Here is a 21,185-nt window from a genome sequence, read left to right on the forward strand (position 1 = left end):
TTCTATGACCAGCCTGCGGCGAATTGCGAATTTGACTTTCGCGGCTCTGGAGCGATATTTTGATCAGGAAGCGAGGAATATCCCCATGACCACAGATGCGATTGAAACCGGCATCGTCACGCAAAGCCGTGTTGGGCAGGGTTTGTTCGCCCGCATCCGTTTCTGGCTGATGTCCCACATAGGACCGCAGTATCGCATAACGGACAAAGGGCTGGAGATGAATTTCGCCGCTTCCATCGCGTTCACGGAAAGGCATGGCGCTCGGAACGCCAAGGCCATAGGATCGGCTGCCAGAAGCGCTCCTCTTGCCATGAAACGATAAGCGTCCTACTGGCGTCCATTCACCCTTGCTGATCGAGATATAAAAACGATGCTCTGGTTAACAGAGCCGCAGCCCACCGTGTCTTTTTCGGACATGGCCGCGCGCGTCTTTCAAGAGAGCAACCAGAATATTTACGGCGCTCTGAAAGACGTTGGGATCTACCTTCATTCGCATCCGCGCCTCGATCACGGCAATCTCCTGGACGCAGAAGACGAGTTCAGGCGCCTGGGTTCAACGCTCACGCGCGAAATGGCATTGCGGTTCGGAGCCGAAGTTTGCGTGATGTGGGCCGTGGCGGCCGCCATCATGGCCTCTTGTCCCATCGAAGCCCCCGACGTTACCAACGACGACATTGCTCCTGAGACGATACGCATCTGGGTCAATGGCTTCTTCGCCTTCGCGGTGGCAGCGGCCAACGTCTCCCTCGTTATCAAGAAGCCGATGGACGGGCCGATTCTCGATCTGTCGGAATTCTACGCCTTCACCATCGCTTCCGTGCGGCAGGAATCGGGGCTTATTGCCATGAAATTCTTCTGGCATGCCCACGTCCGTCGCCGCTTTCCGCTTCGCGGTTTCCGGCTGTCGCGCTGAGCAGCGAGGCAACCCTCAAGCCCGACCGCCATCACCCCGACCGCAACGTCTTCGCCGCGGCATCGCGCTCGAACAGATACAGCAGAGTCCGCAACGCCTGACCGCGCTCGCCGGCCAGGTCAGGATCGCGGTCCACGATCAGCTTCGCGTCGTCGCGGGCGGCGGCGAGCAGGTCGCCGTGCACCGCCAGATCGGCCATGCGGAACTCCGGCAGGCCCGATTGGCGGGTGCCCAGCACCTCGCCCGCGCCGCGCAGCCGCAAATCCTCCTCCGCGATGACGAAGCCGTCCTCGGTGTCGCGCATCGTCTTCAGACGGGCGCGCGCCGTCTCGGTCAATTGCGGATCGAACATCAGCAGGCAGGAGGACGGCTTCTCGCCGCGCCCCACCCGGCCGCGAAGCTGATGAAGCTGGGCGAGGCCGAAGCGCTCGGCGTGCTCGATCACCATGACGGTGGCCTCGGGCACGTTCACGCCGACCTCGATGACCGTGGTGGCGACCAGGACATCCAGGTTCCCGGCCTGGAAGGCGGCCATCACCGCGTCCTTGTCCGGCCCGCGCATCTTGCCGTGCACCAGCCCCACCCGGTCGCCGAAGGTCGCCCGCAGGAAGGCGTGGCGCTCCGTCGCGGCGGCGAGGTCGGTCTGTTCCGATTCGTCCACCAGCGGGCAGACCCAATAGACCCGCGCGCCCTCCTGCACCTTGCGGTGGATGCCGTGGACCACCTCCTCCAGCCGGTCGAGCGCGATGGTCACGGTCTGGATCGGCTTGCGTCCCGCCGGCTTCTCGGTCAGGCGCGACACGTCCATGTCGCCGTAGGCGGTCAGGGTCAGCGTGCGCGGGATCGGCGTCGCCGTCATGACCAGCACGTCCACCGCGCGCCCTTTGGCGGAGAGCTGGAGCCGCTGGTGGACGCCGAAGCGGTGCTGCTCGTCGATCACCGCCAGGGCGAGGTCCTTGAAGGCGACATCCTCCTGGAACAGCGCGTGGGTGCCGACCAGAAGCGGCAGTTCGCCCGAGGCCAGCCGGTCCAGCACCGCCTGCCGTGCCTTGCCCTTGTCGCGCCCGGTCAGCAGGCCGAGGTCCACCCCCGCCGCCTTGCACAGCGGGGCGAGGCTCTCGGCGTGCTGGCGGGCCAGGATCTCGGTGGGCGCCATCAGGGCGGCCTGATGACCGGCCTCCACCGCATTTAGCATCGCCATCAGCGCGACCACCGTCTTGCCGCTGCCGACGTCGCCCTGGAGCAGGCGCAGCATCCGCCGCTCCGCCGCCATGTCCTCGTAGATTTCCTCCAGCGAGGTGGCCTGGGAGCTGGTCAGGGCGAAGGGCAGCGCCGCGGCCACCTTGGCGCGCAGCCGCCCGTCCCCCTGAATGACCCGGCCCGACAGGCGGCGCTGCTGCATGCGGACCAGCGTCAGGGCGAGCTGGTTCGACAGAAGCTCGTCATAGGCCAGCCTTCGGCGGATCGGATTGGTCGGGGCGAGGTCGGCCTCGTCCTCCGGCGTGTGGGCACGGCGGATCGATTCGTGCCACGTCGGCCAGCCGTTGCGGGCGCGCCACGCGGCGTCCTGCCATTCGGGAAGCTCCGGCACGTCGTTCAGCATGGCGCGCACGGCCTTGCGCAGCGTCTTGGCCGGAAGCCCGGCGGTCATAGGATAGACCGGCTCCACCGCCTCGATCTCGTCCTTCGATTCCAGCGGAACCACGGCGTCGGGGTGGGTGATCTGCGGCGTGTCGTGGAACCATTCCACCTTGCCGGACACCACCACCGTTTTGCCGACGGGCATCTGCCGCTCCAGCCAGTCGCCCTTCACATGGAAGTAGATCAGTTCCAGCACGCCCGTCTCGTCGGTGCAGCGGACCTTGTAGGGATGGCGGGAGTTGAGCGGGGCGGCGTGCGAATCGATGCGCACCGTCATGGTGGCGATCCGACCGTTCGGCGCCTCGGCGATCTTCGGCGCGTAGCGGCGGTCGATGACACCGGACGGCAGGTGCCACAGCAAATCCACGACCTGCGGACCGGCCAGCTTTTCGACGAGCTTGCCCAGCCGGGGACCGAGGCCGGGGAGCGCCGTGACCGGACGGAACAGGGGGAAGAGAACGACGGGACGCACGGGAATGGAGTCTCGGCAGAGGGAAGCAGGGCCTGTGGCACCCATTCAAGCCCGCCGAGGGGGCTCCACGTCAAGCGTGGCGGTTCCGGAGGTGGATGCGATGGGGAAAAGAAGACGGCGGTGTGCAAGGGCTTGGGGGGAAGCCTGGGCGGGGGACGCCGAACCAAGGCAAAAACCCTTTGCACACCGCCGCAAGAAACGATCCGGGGGTATGCGGGAACATTCCGGATCGTGTGTGGCCGGCGGCGGGAACCGCCGGTGGATGACTCGCCAGTAATCAAACGTCGTCAATGACCCTATATCTAGCGCCCCCCGCCTGACCCCAGCGTTGCGGGATCATGAAATCGGCGTCATGAAGCGCCGCCCTGCCCTTCACCGCGCCGCGGCCAGCAGGGCGTCGATGTCCACATGCTCCTCCAGCCGGCTGGCGATGCGGTCCAGCGCCTGTTCGACCGTGGCGGCGTAGGATTCGCCGGACGCCTCGGCCCCCAGCCCCTTCAGGAAGGCGGCGCGGAATCCGTCCGCCCCGAACAGGCCGTGAAGATAGCAGCCCATCACCCGCCCGTCGGCGGACAGCGCCCCGTCCGTCCGTCGTCCGTCCGCCAGGGTCAGCATCGGACGGGCGCGGTCCGGCCCCTCGGTGCGGCCCATGTGCATCTCATAGCCGGCGACGGCGGCCCCGGTGACGGCATCCGTCCCGGTCGCCACCTCCAGCACCTTCGGCCCCTTGAGCACGGTTTCCACGTCCAGCAGGCCGAGCCCTTCGGCCTCGCCCGGCGGCCCCTCGATGCCGTCCGGGTCGGCGATGCGGCGGCCCAGCATCTGGTAGCCGCCGCAGATGCCCAGCACCCGTCCGCCGCGCCGCCGATGGGCGGCCAGATCGACGTCCCAGCCCTGGGCGCGCAGCACGGCCAGATCGGCGATGGTCGCCTTGGTGCCCGGCAGGATGACCAGATCGGCGTCGCACGGCAGCGGCTGGCCGCGCGGCACCATGGACAGGGCCACGTCCGGCTCCTGGGCCAGCGGGTCGAAATCGTCGAAGTTGGCGATGCGCGACAGCATCGGCACGGCGACGCGCAGCCGCCCCCCGGAGCGCGCCTTCCAGGTGTCCAGCGCCACCGCGTCCTCCGCCGGCAGCAACGACGCATCGGCCAGCCAGGGCACCACGCCGAATCCGCGCCAGCCCGTCCGCTCCGCAATGACCGAAAGGCCGCCGTCGAACAGCCGCACGTCGCCGCGGAACTTGTTGATGAGGAAACCCGCCACCAGAGCCCGTTCCTCCGGCGGCAGCAGGGCGTGGGTGCCGACGAGGCTGGCGATCACCCCGCCGCGGTCGATGTCGCCCACCAGAACCACCGGCACGCCCGCCGCGGTGGCGAAGCCCATGTTGGCGATGTCGCCGGCCCGCAGATTGACCTCCGCCGGGCTGCCCGCCCCTTCCACCACCACCACATCGGCTTCGGCCTTCAGCCGCTCGAAGCTGTCGAGCACGGTGGGGAGAAGCTGCCCCTTGCGCGACTGGTAGTCGCCGGCCCGCGCCGTTCCCGCCACGACGCCGCGCACCACGACCTGCGAACCGACGTCCGACTGCGGCTTCAGCAGCACCGGGTTCATGTGGACCGACGGCGCCACACCGCAGGCCCGCGCCTGGAGCGCCTGGGCGCGCCCGATCTCCCCGCCGTCGGCGGTGACGGCGGCGTTGTTGGACATGTTCTGCGGCTTGAAGGGCCGCACGGACAGCCCGCGCCGCACCAGCGCCCGGCAGACCCCGGCCACCAGAAGCGACTTGCCCACGTCGGAGCCGGTGCCCTGGAACATGATCGCGCGCGGCGCCTTCGCTCCGGCCATGGCTCAGAACTCGATGCCCGGCTGGGCCTTGATGCCCGCCTGGAAGGGGTGCTTGACGAGCGTCATCTCGGTCACGAGGTCGGCGGCCTCGATCAGCTCCGGCTTCGCGGTGCGGCCGGTGACCAGCACATGCAGCCCCTCCCGCCGCCCGGTCAGCACGGGAAGCACCTCCTCGACCGGCAGGTAGCCCATGCGCAGGACGATGTTCAGCTCGTCCAGCACGACGAGGCCGTATTTCGGATCGGCCATCAATTCCTGCGCCTTGGTCCAGGCGGCCTTGGCGGCGGCGATGTCGCGCTCGCGGTCCTGGGTCTCCCAGGTGAAGCCCTCGCCCATCGTGTGGAAATCCACGAGGTCGTCGAAGCGCTCCAGCGCCACCGTCTCGCCGGTGGACCAGGCACCCTTGACGAACTGGACGACGCCCACCCGCATCCCATGCCCGGCGGCGCGCAGGATCAGGCCGAAGGCGGCGGTGGACTTGCCCTTGCCGTTGCCCGTGTTGACCATCAGCAGGCCCTTCTCCTGCGTCTTGCTGGCCATCACGCGGTCGCGCAGCGCCTTGCGCCGCTTCATCTTCTCGGCGTGGCGGGCATTCTGGTCGGCATCGTTCCGGTCGGCGTCTTCGGTCATGGCTTTTCCCCTTTCAGCAGCAGCGGCAGCCCGGCGGCGACGAAAGCCACCCGGTTCGCGACGGCGGCGATATCCTGATGCAGCCGCCCGGCGTGGTCGCGGAAGCGCCGGGCCAGCGCGTTGTCCGGCACGATGCCCAGGCCGACTTCGTTGGACACCAGCACCACCCGCCCCTCCACCCCGGCCAGGGCGGCCAGCAGGTCGGCGGAGCGGGCGGCCACGTCGGCCTCCGCCATCATCAGATTGGACAGCCACAGCGTCAGGCAATCGACCAGAACGCCCGTCCCTGTCGCGGCGTGGCGGCGCAGCGCGCCGGACAGGTCCAACGGTTCCTCCACCGTGGTCCAGCCGGGGCCGCGGTCCTCCTTGTGACGGGCGACGCGGTCGGCCATCTCGGCGTCCCAGATCCGGGCCGTGGCGATGTAGACCCTTGGGCCGGGCGAAGCGGTCACCAGCCCCTCGGCGTACCGGCTCTTGCCGGAGCGGGCGCCACCCAGGACCAGGGTGATGTCGGTGCTCATGACGGTCGGGACACCCTTGCTTGCGGAACCGGATGGTTAGCGCAGATGGCGCCGTGGCGCAAACCACCTTGCCCAACGCGACCACCACGGTTGTCCTCTCCCATCCCCGTCCCTTACCATCCGCCCGCATCCTCTCTTCCCAACGACCCCGGAGCCGCCGCCCGTGACCGACAGCCCCCGGCCCCGCCCGGCCCTGGACAAGGCCATCGCGTTCCTCCGCCGCATCGCCGGAAAGCTTTTCCGGAAGGCACCGGCCTCCGCGCCGCCCCCAATCCCGGAGAAGCCTGCGCCGACAGTGGAGCCGATGGCCTCCGGAACCTTCGCCAACGGCTCCGGCTCGCTCGCCTACCGGCTGTTCGTGCCGCAACGCGCTGTGGAAGGACCCCACCCCCTCCTGGTCATGCTGCACGGCTGCACCCAGTCGCCGGAGGATTTCGCCGCCGGGACCCGCATGAACCGGCTGGCGGAGGAGGCCGGCTGCCTCGTGCTCTACCCGGAGCAAACGCCCGCGGCGAACGACAAGAAGTGCTGGAACTGGTTCAGCCCAGACCACCAGCGCCGCGACCGGGGGGAACCGTCGCTGATTGCCGGGGCCGCGCGGCGGGTCGTGGCGGAGCAGGAGGCCGACCCGCGGCGCGTCTACGTCGCCGGGATCTCGGCGGGCGGGTCCGCCGCGATGGTGATGGCGACCGCCTATCCGGACCTGTTCGCCGCGGTGGGCGTGCATTCCGGCCTGCCCTACGGCTCGGCCAGCGGCGTGCCGTCCGCCCTGATGGCGATGAAGAGCGGCTCGTCCCCCGGCCAGCGCCCGGCGGCAGGGGCGCCGGTCGTCCCGGCCATCGTCTTCCACGGCGACGCGGACAAGGTCGTGCACCCGCGCAACGGCGACCATGTGACGGCCCAGGTCCTCGCCGCCGCGGGGGAGACGGCGGTGGAAACCGAGGAGGGACAGGCGCCCGGCGGACGCGGCTACACCCGCACCGTCCACAAGGACCATGACGGGAAGACGCTGTGCGAGCAATGGACCGTCCATGGCGGCGGCCACGCCTGGTCCGGCGGAAGCCCGGAGGGCACCTACACCGACCCTCTGGGACCAGATGCCGCGCGGGAAATGCTGCGCTTCTTCCTGTCCCACCGGCACCCGGCACCGGCCGGAATCGCCTGAGGCTGCGGCGGCACTTTTGCACAGCCGATTCCGGGCCGCCGCTGCCATAATCCCCGCCTCACAACCCCGCCCGCAACCACCAACGCACCGATCCGGCCATGCGCTCCACCGCCCTCCCCTCGGCAATCCTCTGCGCCGTCGCCCTGTGCCTGTCGGCATCGCCCCCGGCGCAGGCCGCCAACGTCTCCGCCGGGCAGGCCGAGGCGAAGGAGGCCGCCAAGTCGCTGGGCAACTGCACGCCCGGCAAGGTGGAGGTGATGAGCTACGCGCCGGGCCGGTCCGGCCAGACCGTGTTCAAGGTGGCCTGCACGGAGGAGAAGGAAACCTTCGTGCTGGTGCAATGCCGGTCGAGAATCTGCACGCTGATGCGCTGATTCATCGCTTGTTAACGGGGGGTGCCTGGAATCGGACTCGAACACGGCGTGGGGTGGATTTGATCATGAGGCTCGCTCAGGCAATCACGGCGCTCGCGCTGGCGGCCCTCCCGCTGGGCGCCTGCAGCGGACCGATGATGGTGGCAAGCGTGGGCGCCGACCTGGCCTCCGTCACCAGCACCAAGAAGACGCTCGGCGACCATCTGGTTTCCGCGGCGACGGGGCGCGACTGCTCCACCATCACCTTCTCCGAAACCGGCCACTATTGTCCGGAAAAGGTCTATGTCGACCGGTCCCGCCTCTACTGCTACCGCACGCTGGCGGACGTGGACTGCCACCACATTCCCGACCCCCACAAGAACGGCCACACCGCGCTCGCCAGCCCGCCGCCGGACCTGAAGCCGGAACCACGGCAGCCGGGCTGGATCGAGCGGATGATGACGGCGGCGGAATAATCCCTGCGGAGAATCCGCCCGTCAGCGCATCTTCTTTGCCACGAAGGCCTTGGCGAGGGTCATCATCGCCTTCTCATGGGTGCCGCCGCCCTGACCGCCCGCGCCTGCGGGAACCGTCATGGTGGCGGATTTCATCGCACCGGGCGAAGCGGCGCGGGCGCGCGGCGCCGGGGCGTCCTCTCCGGGATCGCGGCCCAGGCGGCTCAGCACGTCGGCCAGCGCCTCCTTGCTCAGCGCCGAGTCCGCGGCGGCACGGGACCGCCCCGGCCCCGCCGGTGCGGCACGGCCGGAGGCCGACGGGCGGGCGCCCCGCTCCACCGCCGCCGCCGCGATCGCCTTCAGGAAGGGCTGTGCGATGCCCAGGAGAAGCTGGGGGTCCTCGACCGCCCAGGCCATCAGCAGCTTCTGCGCGGTGGCCCGGCTTCCCTTGGCCGCCACCAGCGCGTCGCGCACCTTGCCGTCCACATAGGAATTCGCCATCGCCCGCAAGCCTCCGACCGCCGCGGACCCCGATCCGCGGAACCTCGCGACTCTCGGGCGGCAAGGGTTAACAAAGGGTTGCAAAAGCGGGCCTCCAAACGCGGCAGGACGCCCCACGGGCTGGGCGGTTGCACGGCGGGGCGGGAAGGGCGATAGTGGCCCTATGCTGATCGAAACCTACGCCGACCTGATCTGCCCCTGGTGCTACATCGGAAAGCGGCGTCTCGCCCGTGCTCTGGCCGACCGGCCGAGGGTGCAGGTGGAGCTGCGCTGGCAGCCTTTCCAGCTCAACCCGGACATGGCGCCGGGCGGGATGGAGCGCAGCGCCTATCTGGCGGCCAAGTTCGGCGGAGCGGAGCGGGCGCGCCAGATCCATCTGGTGGTGCAGGAAACGGCGGAGCGCGATGGCCTGCCGCTGCGCCTGGACCGCGTCCGCCGCACGCCGAACAGCTTCGACGGGCACCGGCTGATCCGCATCGCCTCCCGCCATGGGCTGGGCGACCGTATGGCCGACGCGCTGTTCCACGCCTATTTCGTGGATGGGCTGGACATCGGCGACCGCGACACGCTGGCCGCGACCGCCGCCGGGCTGGGCTTCGACTTCGCGGAGATCAAGAGCCTGCTGTCCGGCGACGCGGAAACCACGGCGGTCTTCAACGCCGACGCCACGGCGCGGCAACTCGGCCTGCAGGCGGTGCCCTGCTACGTCTTCAACCGGCGCTACGCGCTTTCCGGCGCTCAGGAACCGGCCAGCTTCCTCCCGCTTCTCGACCTTGCGGTGGAGGAGCAGGAAGGCGTGACGGCGGCGGCCGACTGATGGCCCTGGACCGTCCGGACCTCCGCCCATGATCCGCGTAACCCCCCGCATCAGCCTGGACGAAAGCGAGCTTGAGGAGAGCTTTATCCGCGCCTCCGGCCCCGGCGGCCAGCACGTCAACAAGACGGACAGCGCGGTGCAGTTGCGGTTCGACGTGGCGGCGTCGACGAACATCCCGGATGACGTGAAGGCCCGGCTGGTCCGGCTGGCCGGTTCCCGCATGACGGCGGCGGGCGTGCTGATCCTCGTCGGCGACAGCTACCGGAGCCAGCTCCGCAACCGCGAGGACGTGCGGGAACGGCTGATCGACCTGATCCGGGACGCCTCGGTCCCGCCCAAGCCCCGCCGCAAGACCAAGCCGACCTATGGCTCCCAGCAGCGGCGGCTGGAGGGAAAGGCGAAGCGGTCGGAAATCAAGCAGGGCCGCCGGGGTCCGGTGAGTGATTGACTGAAACCCCCGCCCTTTATGCGCTTCACCCTATACCCACGTTGGAATTGGCAAAGACCGCAACATCGCCTCCGCGTCGGCCAGAGGCGATGCTGACGGCCCTCACATTGACGTTGGCAACTGCGACGTTGGTAACTGCCGATTCCGTTACTGCGACGTCTTCTGACGGTTCAGGGAGATCATGTTGCCGCCATACTGGAATTCCGGCAGGTTGGCGAACTGATCCTTGGTAAGCTGCGTCGCCACGATGGCGTCCTGCTGCTGGTTGTAGCGGACGTTGTCGATGTCCAGCGCCACGTTGTGCCCGCCGATGCCCATGATGCCGCCGGTGGAGACCACGAGCTGGCTCGGGCGGTTGTTGCGGTTGAACAGCACGTCCTCCACCTGCCCCACCTTCTGTCCATCATAGGCGACGACGGACTTGCCCAGCATGGCCTGCGGTTCGATCCGCGAGGCGGTCTGGAGCGATTGTTCCGACATCGGGCGGGACGCCTGCTCGCCTCCCCCGAACCAGCTCGACGTTTCGGCACAGCCCCCAAGGGCCAGGAGCGCGACCGCCAGGACCGGAACCGCAACCTTACGCATAGCCCCCTCCTTCAGACGAGTTATCCACGCGGGTTTAAACAGGCCGTAGACCGCAATCGTCACGGCACCGCAGGCAAATTGCGCTCGGCGCCACCGGAACGCGCCGCGTCCGCCCGTGTTCTGGACTGTCTCCACTGTCCCCCGAGGCTCCGCAGATCATGGCCGAAGACACCGCCCGCCGGTTGCAGGCCCGCCCTATTCCGGTGCCGAAGGCCGCCCCGCCCGCCTCGACCCAGACGACCCTGCTGGTCATCGCGCTGGTGGTGGCGACGCTGTATCTGGGAAGCAGCATCCTGGTCCCCATCGCCCTGGCGGTGTTGCTGACCTTCGTCCTGGCGCCCATCGTCAGCCGGCTGGAGCGTTTGAGGCTGGGCCGGGTGCCGTCGGTGCTGGCGGTGGTGGTGCTGGTCTTCGCGGGCATCGCCGGCTTCGGCACGGTGGTCGGCGGGCAGATCGCCGATCTGGCGGACAACCTGCCCAGTTATCAGCGGAACCTCCACGCCAAGCTGGATTCGCTGCGCTCCAGCGCCGCTTCGGCGGGCGGCGGCGGGGTGGTCCAGCAGGCGACCGAAGCGTTCCGCGACCTGAAGCAGGGGCTGGAGCAGGTCACCGGAGACACCCCGCCCGCCACGACGGCCCCGGCCAACACCCTCCCCGCCCCCGGCGCCGCGCGGGAGCCGGTGCCCGTGCGGATCGAGCAATCCGGCTCCGACGCGCTGACGATCATCCGCGACGTCCTGGGCCCGGCGATGGCCCCCATCGCCACGGCGGGCATGGTGCTGGTCTTCACCATCTTCATGCTGCTGCAACGGGAGGACCTGCGCGACCGGCTGATCCGGCTGGCGGGGTCCGGCGACCTCAGCCGCACGACGGAGGCCATGAACGACGCGGGTGAGCGGGTCAGCCGCTATCTGCTGATGCAGTGCGTGGTGAACGTCACCTACGGGCTACCCATCGGGGTGGGGCTTTGGCTTCTGGGGGTGCCGAACCCGCTGCTGTGGGGCCTGCTGGCGACGGTTCTGCGCTTCATTCCCTTCCTGGGACCGGTGATCGCGGCGGCCTTTCCGATCATGCTGTCCTTTGCGGTGGACACCGGCTGGACGCTGCCGCTTCTCTGCGTCGCCCTGTTCGTCGGGGTGGAGCTGTTTTCCAACAATGTGGTGGAGCCCTGGCTCTACGGCTCCGCCACCGGGCTGTCGTCGCTGGCGATCATCGTCGCGGCGGTGTTCTGGACCACGCTCTGGGGGCCGGTCGGGCTGCTGCTGGCGACCCCGCTGACCGTCTGCCTCGTGGTGCTGGGGCGGCATGTGCCACAGCTTCATTTCCTGGAAGTGATGCTGGGCGACCGGCCGGTGCTGCCGGACGAGGCCAAGCTGTACCAGCGCCTGCTCGCCCGCGATCCCATCGAGGCCATGGAGATCGCCGAGGAGAAGATGAACGGCGGCGGCCTTGTGGAGGTTGGGCACGGCCTTCTGTTGCCCGCCCTGTCGCTGGCCGAGCAGGACCGGCAGCGGAACCGTCTGAATCCCGAAGGGCGGCAGGCGGTGGCCGAGGGCATGACGGCGCTTCTGGACGAGATGGTGGAAGCCTCCCCGCCCCTCGCCGCGGATACGCCGCTGGTCCTGTGCGTCGGCGCCCGCAACGACCTGGATGAGGCCGCCGCGGCGCTTCTCGCCCACCTGCTGCGCCCGCGCGGCCTGCGCGCCGACGTGATCGCCTGCGAGATGGTCTCGGTCCGCTCCCTCGCCGCCCTCGCCCCGACCGGCGTGTCGGCGGTGGTCCTGTCCTACCTGAATCCGTCGGCCCTGTCGCACGCCCGCCGGCTGGTGCGCCGCCTGCGCCTGCATTTCGGCCCGGGCGTGCCGATCCTGCTCTGCCTGTGGAGCGCCCATCCCGAAGCCGACGCGCCGGAGCACGCCGTTGCCCAAACCGCCGCCGACCGCGTCGCGACCAGCCTGACCGGCGCCGTCGCGCAATTGGAGGAGTTGGGCGTGCTGGCCATCGTGGAAACGGAAGAAACCCGGCAGGCGTGAGCCGTCAGGAGGGCGCCACGACCGTGCAGACGCGCTTCAGCGCCTCCGCCGCGCGCTCCAGATCCTCGTCGCGCACCAGCACGTAATCGGTGTCGTAGGTGGACATGGCGAAGATCGGCACCCGTGCCTGGGCCAGAGGCACGGCGATGCGCGCCAGCACGCCGAACAGCGAGAAGTCCAGCGGCCCCTCCACCTTGAAGGCGCGCCATCCGCGTTCCGCCTTCACCCCGTCCGGAACGCGGGACTCGCGGCAGAGGATGGACAGCTCCTCACCCGTGCGGGTGGCGCTGACCAACGGGTCGGTCCAGTCGAGCCACGCCGGCATGCCGTCCCCCGGCGCCAGCCGCGCCACGGCCAGCCGGTCCGGCAGGACCGACAGGGTGAGCGGTTTGGTTTCCGGGAGCAGCGCGGCGTCCAGGGTGGCGCGGTCCACCTCGAACGGCTTCAGAATGCGCTTGGCTCGCGCCGCCAGCGACGGCACGCCGGAGCGCATGGCCCGCCCCAGCATGTCCGCCGCGACGGGGCGAAGCTCCGGATCGTCCGCCGCCAGATCGACCATGGACTGAAGCGCGGCGCTCTGCACGATCCGGCTGGCCCGGTTCTCGAACCACCCTTCCAGAAGCGCCACGGCACGCCCGCGCTGTTCGTCCGTCAGGGTCAGGCGCGGCAGGATCGCGGCCAGACGCCAGCGCACCTCCGCCTGCTCGATGGCCGCGGCATCGGTCAGAAGCCGTTCGGCGAAGGCGTCCAGTGGGCGGGGATCGCCGCGCGACACCCGGTCCAAGGCATCGGCGGCGCGCATCCGCACCCCGGCATCGCCGTCGAACAGGCAGGCGACCAGTTCCGGCAGGCGCGCCGGATCGGCTGCCACCGCCTCCGCCACCGTGGGAATGTTGCCGAAGGCCCGCCGGTCGCCGCCGAGCGCCAGGGCTTTCGCCAGGCCCCTGTCCTTGGGGCCGCTGTCCTTTTTCATCGCCTCAGCGCCGCCCGAAGGGACGCGAGGGGATGTTCCGCCCGAACTTCGACCCGGCCTTCAGCGCGCTGGGGCGCGGCGGCGGAGGGGGCGGCGGGGGCGGAGGCGCCTCGCCCTTCGGAACGGCACCGCCACCGGCCATCTGGGCGAGATCGCTCATCAGCCGGTTGACGCCGCGCACCCGCTGGGCCTCGTCGGTCCATTCGCGGGTGTAGACCAGCTTGTGGTCGGGCCGCAGCTTCATCAGGCTCATCTGCTGGCTGATGTAGGTCAGCAGCTTGGCCGGCTCGGCGTAGCTGTTGTTGCGGAAGGTCAGCACGGCGCCCTTCGGCCCGGCGTCCACGCGCTCCACCCCCGCCTGACGGCAAAGCTGCTTGATGGTCACCACGTCCAGCAGGTTCTCCACCTCGCCCGGCAGCTTGCCGAAGCGGTCGATCAACTCCGCCGCGAAGCCGTCGATTTCCGCCCGGTCCACCAGTTCCGCGATGCGGCGATAGAGTGACAGGCGCACCGTCAGGTCGGGGACATACTCCTCCGGGATCAGCACCGGCGTGCCCAGGTTGATCTGCGGGGTCCAGGGCTGGTCCTCCGCGCCGCTCGGCACCTGCCCGTCCATGTTGGCGCGGGCGTTGGCGACGGCCTCCTCCAGCATGTGCTGGTACAGCTCGACGCCGACCTCCTTGACGTGGCCCGACTGCTCCTCGCCCAGCAGGTTGCCGGCGCCGCGGATGTCCATGTCGTGGCTGGCGAGCTGGAAGCCCGCACCCAGGCTGTCCAGCGTCTCGATGACGTGCAGCCGCTGCTGCGCCGTTCCGGTCAGCGGCTTGTTCGGCGCGTAGGTGAGGTAGGCGTAGCCACGCACCTTCGACCGTCCCACGCGCCCGCGGATCTGGTAGAGCTGGGCCAGGCCGAACATGTCCGCCCGGTGCACGATCAGCGTGTTGGCGTTGGGGATGTCGATGCCGCTCTCGATGATGTTGGTGGCGAGAAGCACCTCGAACCGGCCCTCGTCGAAGGCGGTCATCACCTCTTCCAACTCGCTGGCGGGCATCTGGCCGTGGGCGGTGACGATCTTGACCTCGGGGACCAACTCCCGCACCCGCTCGGCGACCTTGGGCAGGTCCTCCACGCGGGGGCAGACGTAGAAGGTCTGGCCGCCCCGGTAATGCTCGCGCAGGATCGCCTCGCGCACCACCACGGGGTCGTAGGGCAGCACGAAGGTCCGCACCGCCAGACGGTCCACCGGCGGGGTGGCGATCAGCGACAGCTCGCGCACACCGGACAGCGCCATCTGCAGGGTGCGCGGGATCGGCGTGGCGGTCAGCGTCAGGACGTGCACGTCGGCGCGCAGCTCCTTCAGCCGCTCCTTCTGCTTCACGCCGAAATGCTGCTCCTCGTCGACGATGACCATGCCGAGCTGCTTGAACTGCACGCCCTTGCCGAGCAGCGCGTGGGTGCCGATCACGATGTCGGCGGTGCCCTCGGTCAGCTCCTGCTTGACCTTGGTCTGCTCCTTGGCGGTGACCATGCGGGAAAGCTGGACGACGCGCAAAGGCAGCCCCGCGAACCGCGTCGTGAAGGTCTTGAAATGCTGGCGCGCCAGCAGCGTGGTCGGCACCACGACGGCGACCTGCTGGCCGCTCATGGCGACGAGGAAGGCGGCGCGGAGCGCCACCTCCGTCTTGCCGAAACCGACGTCGCCGCAGACCAGCCGGTCCATCGGACGGCCCGAGCCGAGATCGGTGAAGACCTCCTCGATCGCCTTCAACTGGTCGTCCGTCTCCGGGTAGGGGAAGCGGGCGGCGAACTCCTGATAGACCCCCTCCGGCGTGTAGACCGGATCGGCCTTCTTCAGCATGCGCTCGGCGGCGATCTTCAGCAACGCCTCGGCCATGTCCTTCAGGCGCTTCTTGACGCGGGCCTTGCGGCCCTGCCACCCCGCCCCGCCCAGCTTGTCGAGCTGCGCGTGCGCGTCCTCCGACCCGTAGCGGGTCAGCACCTCGATGTTCTCGACCGGGACGTAGAGCTTGTCGCCGCCCTCGTAGATCAGCCGCAGGCAGTCGTGCGGCGCGCCGGACACCTCCAGCGTCTCCAGCCCGTCGTAGCGCCCGATACCATGGTCCATGTGCACCACGAGGTCGCCCGAGGCCAGCGCCGTATACTCGGCGATGAAGTTGGCGGCCTTGCGCTTCTTCTTCGCCACCGGGCGGACGAGGCGGTCGCCGAGGATGTCCTGCTCGGTGATGACGGCCATGTCGGCGGAGGTGAAGCCGTGCTCCATCCCCAGAACGATCATGCCGATGATGTTGCGGTCGAATCGGCGGACGTCCTCGATGCTCTCCGCCGGCTCCAGCCCCGGAATGCCGTGGTCGCCCAGCACCGTCATCAGCCGGTCGCGGGAGCCTGCGGAATAGCCCGCCACCAGCACACGCCGACCGTCGGCCCGCAGCGCGCGGATGTGGTCCTTCACCGCGTCGAAGACGTTCACGTCGGGCCGCGCCCGTTCCTCCGCGAAGTCGTGGCCGCGCCGCCCGCCGGCGTCCAGCGTGCCCTTGATGCCCGGCGGCGTGCCGAAGGGCTGGAGCTGCGCCACCGCGTGGGCGGCGAACAGATCGTCCCACGCCTGCGCGTCGAGGAACATCATGCCGACCGGCACCGGCTTGTAGACCGGCGAGCCCGTCCGCTTCTCGATGACGATCATGCTCTCGCGGGAGCCGTGGAAGTCCACCACCTGCGCGATGCGCGAATCGCGCGCCTCCGTCGCCTGATGGTCCAGCGACAGGATGGCCCTGGGCATGTAGGCCAGCAGCGATTCCATCGTTTCGTGGAACAGCGGCAGCCAATGCTCCATGCCGCCGTACTTGCGCCCGGCGCTGATCGCCTCGTAGAGCGGGTCGTCGTCGGTGACCGCGCCGAACAGCTCCCGGTAGCCGGAGCGGAAGCGGGCGATGCCCGCCTCGTCCAGGAACACCTCGGACATCGGCTTCAGGTCGATGCCGTCGCGCTTGTCGGTGGTGCGCTGCGACATGGGATCGAAGCTGCGCACGGCCTCCAGCTCGTCGCCGAACAGGTCGAGGCGCAGCGGCTCGTCGGTGCCCGGCGGGAACAGGTCCACGATGCCGCCGCGCACGGCGAACTCGCCCGGCTCGCGCACCGTCTGCGCGCGGGTGTAGCCGTTGCCGGCCAAGTAGCGCTGGAGCTTCTCCAGGTCGATCCGGTCCCGCAGCTTCGCCGAGAACACCGCGTCGCGGAAGGCGGCGCGGGGCGGCACCTTCTGCACCATGGCGTTGACGGTGGTCAGCACGACCAGCGGCGCCGAGTCGGCCTTGCGCGCCAGCAGGCGGGTCAGCGTGTCGATTCGCTTCGCCACGATGCCGCCATTGGGCGACACGCGGTCGTAGGGCAGGCAATCCCAGGCCGGGAACACCTGCACCTCCAGCGACGGCGCGAAGAAGGCCAGCGCCTCCGCCAACTGGGCGGCGCGGGTGTCGTCGAGCGCGACATGGAGAAGCCCGGCGCTCCCCGCCCGCTTGGCGAGGTCGGCGAGGACGCGGGCGTCATGACCGGCGGGCGCGCCGCCGACCAGAAGGCGGCCGGAGCGTCCCGGCTGCAACTGTTCGAAGCTGGGCAAGGATCGGGCCTCAGGACCCCTGACGGGGCGTGTAGCGGAACTTGGTCAACAGCCGCATGACGTCGGTGTCATGCTCGGCGGGCAGCGGCTCGCGCCCGGCGTACCAATTGTAAAGGTCGGGGTCGCTGAGTTCGAGCAGCGCCTCGTAGCGGTCGAGCTGCGCGTGGTCGAAGGCCGGGACATGGGCGTCGGCGAAGCTGCCGATCAGCAGGTCCATCTCGCGCATGCCGCGGTGCCACGACCGGAAGCGCAGCCGCTTGCGCCGGTTTTCCAGGGATTCGCCGCTCTCGGACAGGGTGTTCTCGTCGCTCATGCCATCCACGCCAAAAAGCCCCGGCCCCGGAAGATAGGGGGCGGAGCGGTCCACATCCACCCCCGCATCCTGCACGGCGAACCGCGCGGTGGCAAACCGAAACGCGGGGGTGCCCAACGGCGATGGGTGCCGCTACCCGGCCCCGGCCCGTCGCGTCCCACCGTGAGGGCGCATCGGCGCTGCCTTTGGCAAGCCGGCCCCCACCTAACCGTTCCCACCAAGCGGGGGAGAAAGCATGTGTTTCGACGGAAAAGCGGCTGTTTCGCCGAGAAGGTGGCGGCAGTTCCTCCCCCGCCCAGCGGGGGAGGTTAGGTGGGGGCTATGTAAGCACCGATGCGCCTTCGCTCGGGTAATGCGACCAGAAGGCCGGCGCGTGCAGGAAAGGTGTGATGTTGTCCCGAGCAAGCGCCCTGCGGTCGCAAGGAATGGAACGGAAACCCCGCCCCCTTCCTGGAACCCTTCTTTCAATCACCCCACGGTCTTGCCTCGCCGTCTGTCACCATCCGCTGAAACTTTGCCATGTCAGCCAGCATTCGCCGATGCCAACGCGCCGGAAGCGCCTTCGGATTGTTCTTGGCCAGCGGCTCGATAAGATGAATCGCCTCGCCCAAAATGGAAATCGCCTCCTCCGGCGTTCCGGATACGGCGATCAAGCCGGCCATGATGCTCAGGCTGTTTGCCAGCAGGTGCGCGTATCGCTGAGGCTCACTTTGCGCCAAGCCTCGCCGGATGGTCACCGCCTCCCGAATGGCCGCCAGCGCCCCCGCTCCGTCGCCAGTTTCCGAAAGTTCAGTCGACAGGTTGCTGAGGCTCATCGCCAAGTCCGGGAGGAAGCGCCCCGTTGCGAACTCCACCAGCGTTCGGTAGTGGTCCACCGCTTCCCGAATGGCGGCCAATGCCCCCGCTCCGTCGCCGGCTTCCGAAAAACGGCGAGACAGGTTGTTGAGGCTATCAGCCAAATCCGGTAAAAAGCGCCCCGGAGCGAACTTCACCAGTGTTCGGTGATGGTCCATCGCCTCCCGAATGGCCGCCAACGCTCCCGCTCCATCGCCGGCTTCCGACAGAATGTTCGACAGGGTGTTGAGGCTTTTCGCTAAATCCGGGAGGTAGCGCCCCGGTGCGGACTCAGCCAGCGTTCGGAAATGACCCACCGCCTCTTGAATGGCCGCCAGCGCCCCCGCTCCGTCGCCGGTTTCCGAAAGTTCAGTCGACAGGTTGTTGAGGCTGCTCGCCAAATCCGCGAGGTAGCGCTCCGATGCGGACTCAGCCAGCGTTCGCCGGATGCTCACCGCCTCCCGAATGGCCGCCAGCGCCCCCACTCCGTCGCCAGCTTCCGACAAACGGTTTGACAGGGTATGGAGGCTCATCGCCAAGTCCGGGAGGAAGCGCCCCGATGTGGACTGCGCCAACGTTTGGAAGTGACCCACCGCCTCCCGAATGGCCGCCAGCGCCCCGGGTACGTCGCCGCTTTCCGACAAACGGTTCGACAGGTTGTTGAGGCTATTTGCCAAGTCCGGGAGGAAGCGCCCCGGATCGGCATCCGCCAGCTTTCGCCGGATGCTCACTGCCTCCCGAATGGCCGCCAGCGCCTCCGCTCCGTCGCTGGCTTCCAACAAATGGACAGATAGGCTGCTGAGGCTCATCGCCAAGTCCGGGAGGAAGCGCCACGGTGCGGACTGCGCCAGCTTTCGCCGGATGCTCACCGCCTCCCGAATGGCCACCAGCGCCCCCGCTCCGTCGCCGGCTTCCGACAAAATCTTCGACAGGTTATGGAGGCTCATCGCCAAGTCCGGCAGGAAGCGCCCCGATGCGGACTGCGCCAGCGTTTGGAAATGGCCCACTGCCTCCCGAATGGCGGCCAACGCCCCCGCTCTATCGCCGGCTTCTGAAAGATGGAGAGACAGGTTGTTGAGGCTCGTCGCCAAGTCTGGGAAGAAGCGCTCCGGTGCAGACACCGCCAGCGTTCGGAAATGACCTACTGCCTCCCGAATAGCCGCCAGAGCCCCCGTTCTGTCGCCGGCTTCCGACAAACGGCTCGACAGGTTGTTGAGGCTCTTCGCCAAGTCCGGGAGGAAGTGCCCCGGATCGGCATCCGCCAGCTTTCTATAGTGGTTCACCGCTTCCTGAATGGCAAACAACGTGCCTTCTCGGTTGCCTGCCATCCATAGGCATGTGGAACCATTCATAAGGCAGCGAGCCTTTTCCGTATCATTCCCGGCTACGGACGCCAGCGTCATCGCCACTACACCGGCAACGGCGGGCATCGCAAATCCACGATCTCTGTCCGACGCCCAACCGTCCAGCGAAGCGCAGCGGTCCGGGCGCCCATCGAGCATTGTCGTCAACCACGCCGTCAGCCGATGGTCGTGAATACCCAACACCACCTCGGCGTCGTGGACGAGGCGGGCGGCGCGGTCCATGGAGTCGGTTTCCTGTTCCTTCATCGCAGCCCAGAGCCATTCCGGCGCGTCCTGCGGGCTTCGCGCCAACTCCTGGACGAGAAAGGCCGCGGCGACGATGTCGGGTTGCAGTTTGGGAAGCGTTCCTTTCTCCAAACGCCCGGTGCGCGCCAACCGGTCGGTCAAGTCTTCCACCCTCCCCAGCCCAAGGTACAAGGCTGGATCAGCGAGCCGGCGCAGAGTGGAGGCGTCCAGACCGTCCCGAATCGCGGCCAAGGCGTACAGGCGCGGCAAGGCGTTTTCCGAGAGGCCGGCATCGGTGCCTTCCTTGGCGGCGCGGCGGCGCTCGCGCGTCACCAGCGCGTCGACGACTTCTCGCCCCGACAGGGACAGAATCGGCGTTTCCGGGGCGTTCACCGTTTGAACCGCCGCCGCCGTCAGGAACAGCGGCAGGCGATGCAGATCGTTGCGGATGAACCACGCTTCGAAAGCGGACGGTTCGATGGATGCGGCCTCGCCGCCCCGCAGTTGGGCAAGCCGCCGCACCGCTGCGCTGAAGAGGTCGAAGGCATCCCCGGCGGACTGAATATCGCGCAGGGAGGGAACCTCGGTTCGGCTGAACAGACCGGACGCATCGGACTGCACCACGTCGTCGGCCCACCCCCCCTCGCCCCGGCGGCTGAGCAGGAGGACGCGAATCTTCTGGCCGTTGCCAGGGCGAAGGCGCCCCAGGTCTTCCAGCAGACGGCGCACCGCGTTCCGATTCTCCTCCGGATAGTCGATGATGAGCAACAAGCCCGCTTCGGACACCGGCAGCACCACATCCCTGCGCAGGTCGATGAAGCCGGCCTTCCAGCCCTGTTCGCGCAGCCTCTCCGCAACCTCCGCGGCGAAGCGCGACTTGCCGATGCCGCCCGCACCGGTCACAAAGCGGGCCTTGACCGCTCCAGCCCCAGTCGCCCAGGCGAGCGTCTCCTCCATCTCCTCGCCACGGCCAACAATGGGTGTCAGGCGGGCGTGCCAGCGCAGGAGGTCGACGTCGCGGGTGTCCGCGTCGATGTCCGTCAGCCAGGGCAGTTCGGGTTCGCTCGGAGGATGTCCCGCGAACTGCTGGATCGTCAGATCGCCCAGATAGACGTTTCCGACGATGGTTTCGGCATCGACCGACCGCCGCGGCCCAAGCTGAAGGAGCGACATTTACGGCTTTATCGGAAACAGCATGGGGTAGACGCTGATAACGCTCAGAACGAATCCCCCCGCCGACAGCAACCAGCCGGACCATTCAAAAAACCCGCGCTTGGCTGGTGGCGGAGGGGCGTTGTGGGTGATGGTGCTGCCTATGTTCACATCGCCCATATAGACGTTGCCGCCGATGGACTTTGCGCGCACGGAGCGTCCGGAGCGGCCACGGTTGGCGAACAGCATGGCCATCCCGATGGCCATCATGGCGAGACCGACGATCAATCCAGTATCCAAGGCCAGACACC

19 protein-coding genes are annotated in these 21,185 nt (G+C 68.6%); 8 read left to right on the forward strand and 11 right to left on the reverse strand.

Annotated elements, in window-relative coordinates; translation table 11 throughout:
- The first annotated feature begins 4 nt into the window (after positions 1–4).
- Positions 5–322, forward strand: a complete 318-nt coding sequence (locus DS843_RS10830) for a hypothetical protein (protein WP_149468888.1) — start codon at positions 5–7, stop codon at positions 320–322.
- A gap of 48 nt (positions 323–370) precedes the next feature.
- Positions 371–913 (forward strand): hypothetical protein, encoded by a 543-nt coding sequence (locus DS843_RS10835; RefSeq protein ID WP_149468889.1) that lies wholly within the window; start codon positions 371–373, stop codon positions 911–913.
- Positions 914–944: 31 nt separating this feature from the next.
- Here the strand turns inward: DS843_RS10835 and recG are convergent, their stop codons facing one another.
- From recG to cobU, 4 genes are all read right to left on the reverse strand, one after another.
- Entirely contained in the window at positions 945–3,026 is a 2,082-nt protein-coding gene (recG, locus tag DS843_RS10840) for an ATP-dependent DNA helicase RecG (RefSeq protein ID WP_149468890.1), read from the reverse strand.
- Between the two features lie 372 nt (positions 3,027–3,398).
- Entirely contained in the window at positions 3,399–4,874 is a 1,476-nt protein-coding gene (locus DS843_RS10845) for a cobyric acid synthase (protein WP_149468891.1), read from the reverse strand.
- Between the two features lie 3 nt (positions 4,875–4,877).
- Complete coding sequence (gene cobO / locus DS843_RS10850) at positions 4,878–5,504, reverse strand: cob(I)yrinic acid a,c-diamide adenosyltransferase (protein ID WP_149468892.1); 627 nt, start codon at positions 5,502–5,504, stop codon at positions 4,878–4,880.
- Positions 5,501–6,025, reverse strand: coding sequence for a bifunctional adenosylcobinamide kinase/adenosylcobinamide-phosphate guanylyltransferase (gene cobU, locus DS843_RS10855; protein ID WP_149468893.1), 525 nt, complete (start codon positions 6,023–6,025; stop codon positions 5,501–5,503). The genes cobO and cobU overlap by 4 nt, the downstream gene beginning before the upstream one ends.
- 163 nt (positions 6,026–6,188) lie before the next feature.
- Here cobU and DS843_RS10860 point away from each other — a divergent pair, with 163 nt between their 5' ends.
- From DS843_RS10860 to DS843_RS10870, 3 genes are all read left to right on the forward strand, one after another.
- Positions 6,189–7,190, forward strand: a complete 1,002-nt coding sequence (locus DS843_RS10860; RefSeq protein ID WP_286192045.1) for an extracellular catalytic domain type 1 short-chain-length polyhydroxyalkanoate depolymerase — start codon at positions 6,189–6,191, stop codon at positions 7,188–7,190.
- A 98-nt stretch (positions 7,191–7,288) separates the two neighbouring features.
- The gene (locus tag DS843_RS10865) at positions 7,289–7,564 is read left to right on the forward strand and encodes a hypothetical protein (protein ID WP_149468894.1); all 276 of its coding nucleotides are present in this window, start codon (positions 7,289–7,291) and stop codon (positions 7,562–7,564) included.
- Between the two features lie 65 nt (positions 7,565–7,629).
- The gene (locus DS843_RS10870) at positions 7,630–8,019 is read left to right on the forward strand and encodes a hypothetical protein (RefSeq protein ID WP_149468895.1); all 390 of its coding nucleotides are present in this window, start codon (positions 7,630–7,632) and stop codon (positions 8,017–8,019) included.
- Positions 8,020–8,040: 21 nt separating this feature from the next.
- Here DS843_RS10870 and DS843_RS10875 read toward each other — a convergent pair whose 3' ends face one another.
- Positions 8,041–8,499 carry a hypothetical protein gene (locus tag DS843_RS10875; protein WP_149468896.1) on the reverse strand — a complete coding sequence of 153 codons (459 nt, stop codon included), beginning with the start codon at positions 8,497–8,499 and terminating at the stop codon, positions 8,041–8,043.
- Positions 8,500–8,662: 163 nt separating this feature from the next.
- Between DS843_RS10875 and DS843_RS10880 the strand changes: the two genes are divergently transcribed.
- Entirely contained in the window at positions 8,663–9,316 is a 654-nt protein-coding gene (locus DS843_RS10880; protein WP_149468897.1) for a DsbA family oxidoreductase, read from the forward strand.
- A gap of 28 nt (positions 9,317–9,344) precedes the next feature.
- The gene (arfB, locus tag DS843_RS10885) at positions 9,345–9,764 is read left to right on the forward strand and encodes an alternative ribosome rescue aminoacyl-tRNA hydrolase ArfB (RefSeq protein WP_149468898.1); all 420 of its coding nucleotides are present in this window, start codon (positions 9,345–9,347) and stop codon (positions 9,762–9,764) included.
- A gap of 147 nt (positions 9,765–9,911) precedes the next feature.
- Here the strand turns inward: arfB and DS843_RS10890 are convergent, their stop codons facing one another.
- A complete protein-coding gene (locus DS843_RS10890; RefSeq protein ID WP_149468899.1) occupies positions 9,912–10,349 on the reverse strand; it encodes a PRC-barrel domain-containing protein in 438 nt (145 codons plus the stop codon).
- 158 nt (positions 10,350–10,507) lie between these two features.
- Here DS843_RS10890 and DS843_RS10895 point away from each other — a divergent pair, with 158 nt between their 5' ends.
- On the forward strand, positions 10,508–12,382 hold the full coding sequence (locus DS843_RS10895; protein WP_149468900.1) for an AI-2E family transporter: 1,875 nt from the start codon (positions 10,508–10,510) through the stop codon (positions 12,380–12,382).
- A 4-nt stretch (positions 12,383–12,386) separates the two neighbouring features.
- Here the strand turns inward: DS843_RS10895 and DS843_RS31545 are convergent, their stop codons facing one another.
- The 5 genes from DS843_RS31545 to DS843_RS10920 all read right to left on the reverse strand — a co-directional run bounded on the left by DS843_RS31545 (position 12,387) and on the right by DS843_RS10920 (position 21,162).
- A complete protein-coding gene (locus DS843_RS31545) occupies positions 12,387–13,355 on the reverse strand; it encodes an ACT domain-containing protein (RefSeq protein WP_149468901.1) in 969 nt (322 codons plus the stop codon).
- 4 nt (positions 13,356–13,359) lie between these two features.
- Positions 13,360–16,986 (reverse strand): transcription-repair coupling factor, encoded by a 3,627-nt coding sequence (gene mfd, locus DS843_RS10905; protein WP_149468902.1) that lies wholly within the window; start codon positions 16,984–16,986, stop codon positions 13,360–13,362.
- Between the two features lie 10 nt (positions 16,987–16,996).
- Positions 16,997–17,299, reverse strand: coding sequence for an FAD assembly factor SdhE (locus DS843_RS10910; protein WP_149468903.1), 303 nt, complete (start codon positions 17,297–17,299; stop codon positions 16,997–16,999).
- A gap of 464 nt (positions 17,300–17,763) precedes the next feature.
- Positions 17,764–20,895 carry a tetratricopeptide repeat protein gene (locus DS843_RS10915; RefSeq protein WP_149468904.1) on the reverse strand — a complete coding sequence of 1,044 codons (3,132 nt, stop codon included), beginning with the start codon at positions 20,893–20,895 and terminating at the stop codon, positions 17,764–17,766.
- Entirely contained in the window at positions 20,896–21,162 is a 267-nt protein-coding gene (locus DS843_RS10920) for a hypothetical protein (RefSeq protein ID WP_149468905.1), read from the reverse strand.
- Positions 21,163–21,185 lie beyond the last annotated feature (23 nt).

Origin of the sequence: Roseomonas genomospecies 6, from assembly GCF_008365375.1 — a bacterium.
GTDB lineage: Bacteria > Pseudomonadota > Alphaproteobacteria > Azospirillales > Azospirillaceae > Azospirillum.

Bases quoted from the DNA above. Each gene is read 5' to 3' on its own strand.
- DS843_RS10830 (WP_149468888.1), top strand. From the start codon at position 5: ATGACCAGCCTGCGGCGAATTGCGAATTTGACTTTCGCGGCTCTGGAG.
- DS843_RS10835 (WP_149468889.1), top strand. From the start codon at position 371: ATGCTCTGGTTAACAGAGCCGCAGCCCACCGTGTCTTTTTCGGACATG.
- DS843_RS10845 (WP_149468891.1), bottom strand. From the start codon at position 4,874: ATGGCCGGAGCGAAGGCGCCGCGCGCGATCATGTTCCAGGGCACCGGC.
- cobO (WP_149468892.1), bottom strand. From the start codon at position 5,504: ATGACCGAAGACGCCGACCGGAACGATGCCGACCAGAATGCCCGCCAC.
- cobU (WP_149468893.1), bottom strand. From the start codon at position 6,025: ATGAGCACCGACATCACCCTGGTCCTGGGTGGCGCCCGCTCCGGCAAG.
- DS843_RS10865 (WP_149468894.1), top strand. From the start codon at position 7,289: ATGCGCTCCACCGCCCTCCCCTCGGCAATCCTCTGCGCCGTCGCCCTG.
- DS843_RS10870 (WP_149468895.1), top strand. From the start codon at position 7,630: ATGAGGCTCGCTCAGGCAATCACGGCGCTCGCGCTGGCGGCCCTCCCG.
- DS843_RS10875 (WP_149468896.1), bottom strand. From the start codon at position 8,499: ATGGCGAATTCCTATGTGGACGGCAAGGTGCGCGACGCGCTGGTGGCG.
- DS843_RS10880 (WP_149468897.1), top strand. From the start codon at position 8,663: ATGCTGATCGAAACCTACGCCGACCTGATCTGCCCCTGGTGCTACATC.
- arfB (WP_149468898.1), top strand. From the start codon at position 9,345: ATGATCCGCGTAACCCCCCGCATCAGCCTGGACGAAAGCGAGCTTGAG.
- DS843_RS10890 (WP_149468899.1), bottom strand. From the start codon at position 10,349: ATGCGTAAGGTTGCGGTTCCGGTCCTGGCGGTCGCGCTCCTGGCCCTT.
- DS843_RS10895 (WP_149468900.1), top strand. From the start codon at position 10,508: ATGGCCGAAGACACCGCCCGCCGGTTGCAGGCCCGCCCTATTCCGGTG.
- DS843_RS31545 (WP_149468901.1), bottom strand. From the start codon at position 13,355: ATGAAAAAGGACAGCGGCCCCAAGGACAGGGGCCTGGCGAAAGCCCTG.
- DS843_RS10910 (WP_149468903.1), bottom strand. From the start codon at position 17,299: ATGAGCGACGAGAACACCCTGTCCGAGAGCGGCGAATCCCTGGAAAAC.
- DS843_RS10915 (WP_149468904.1), bottom strand. From the start codon at position 20,895: ATGTCGCTCCTTCAGCTTGGGCCGCGGCGGTCGGTCGATGCCGAAACC.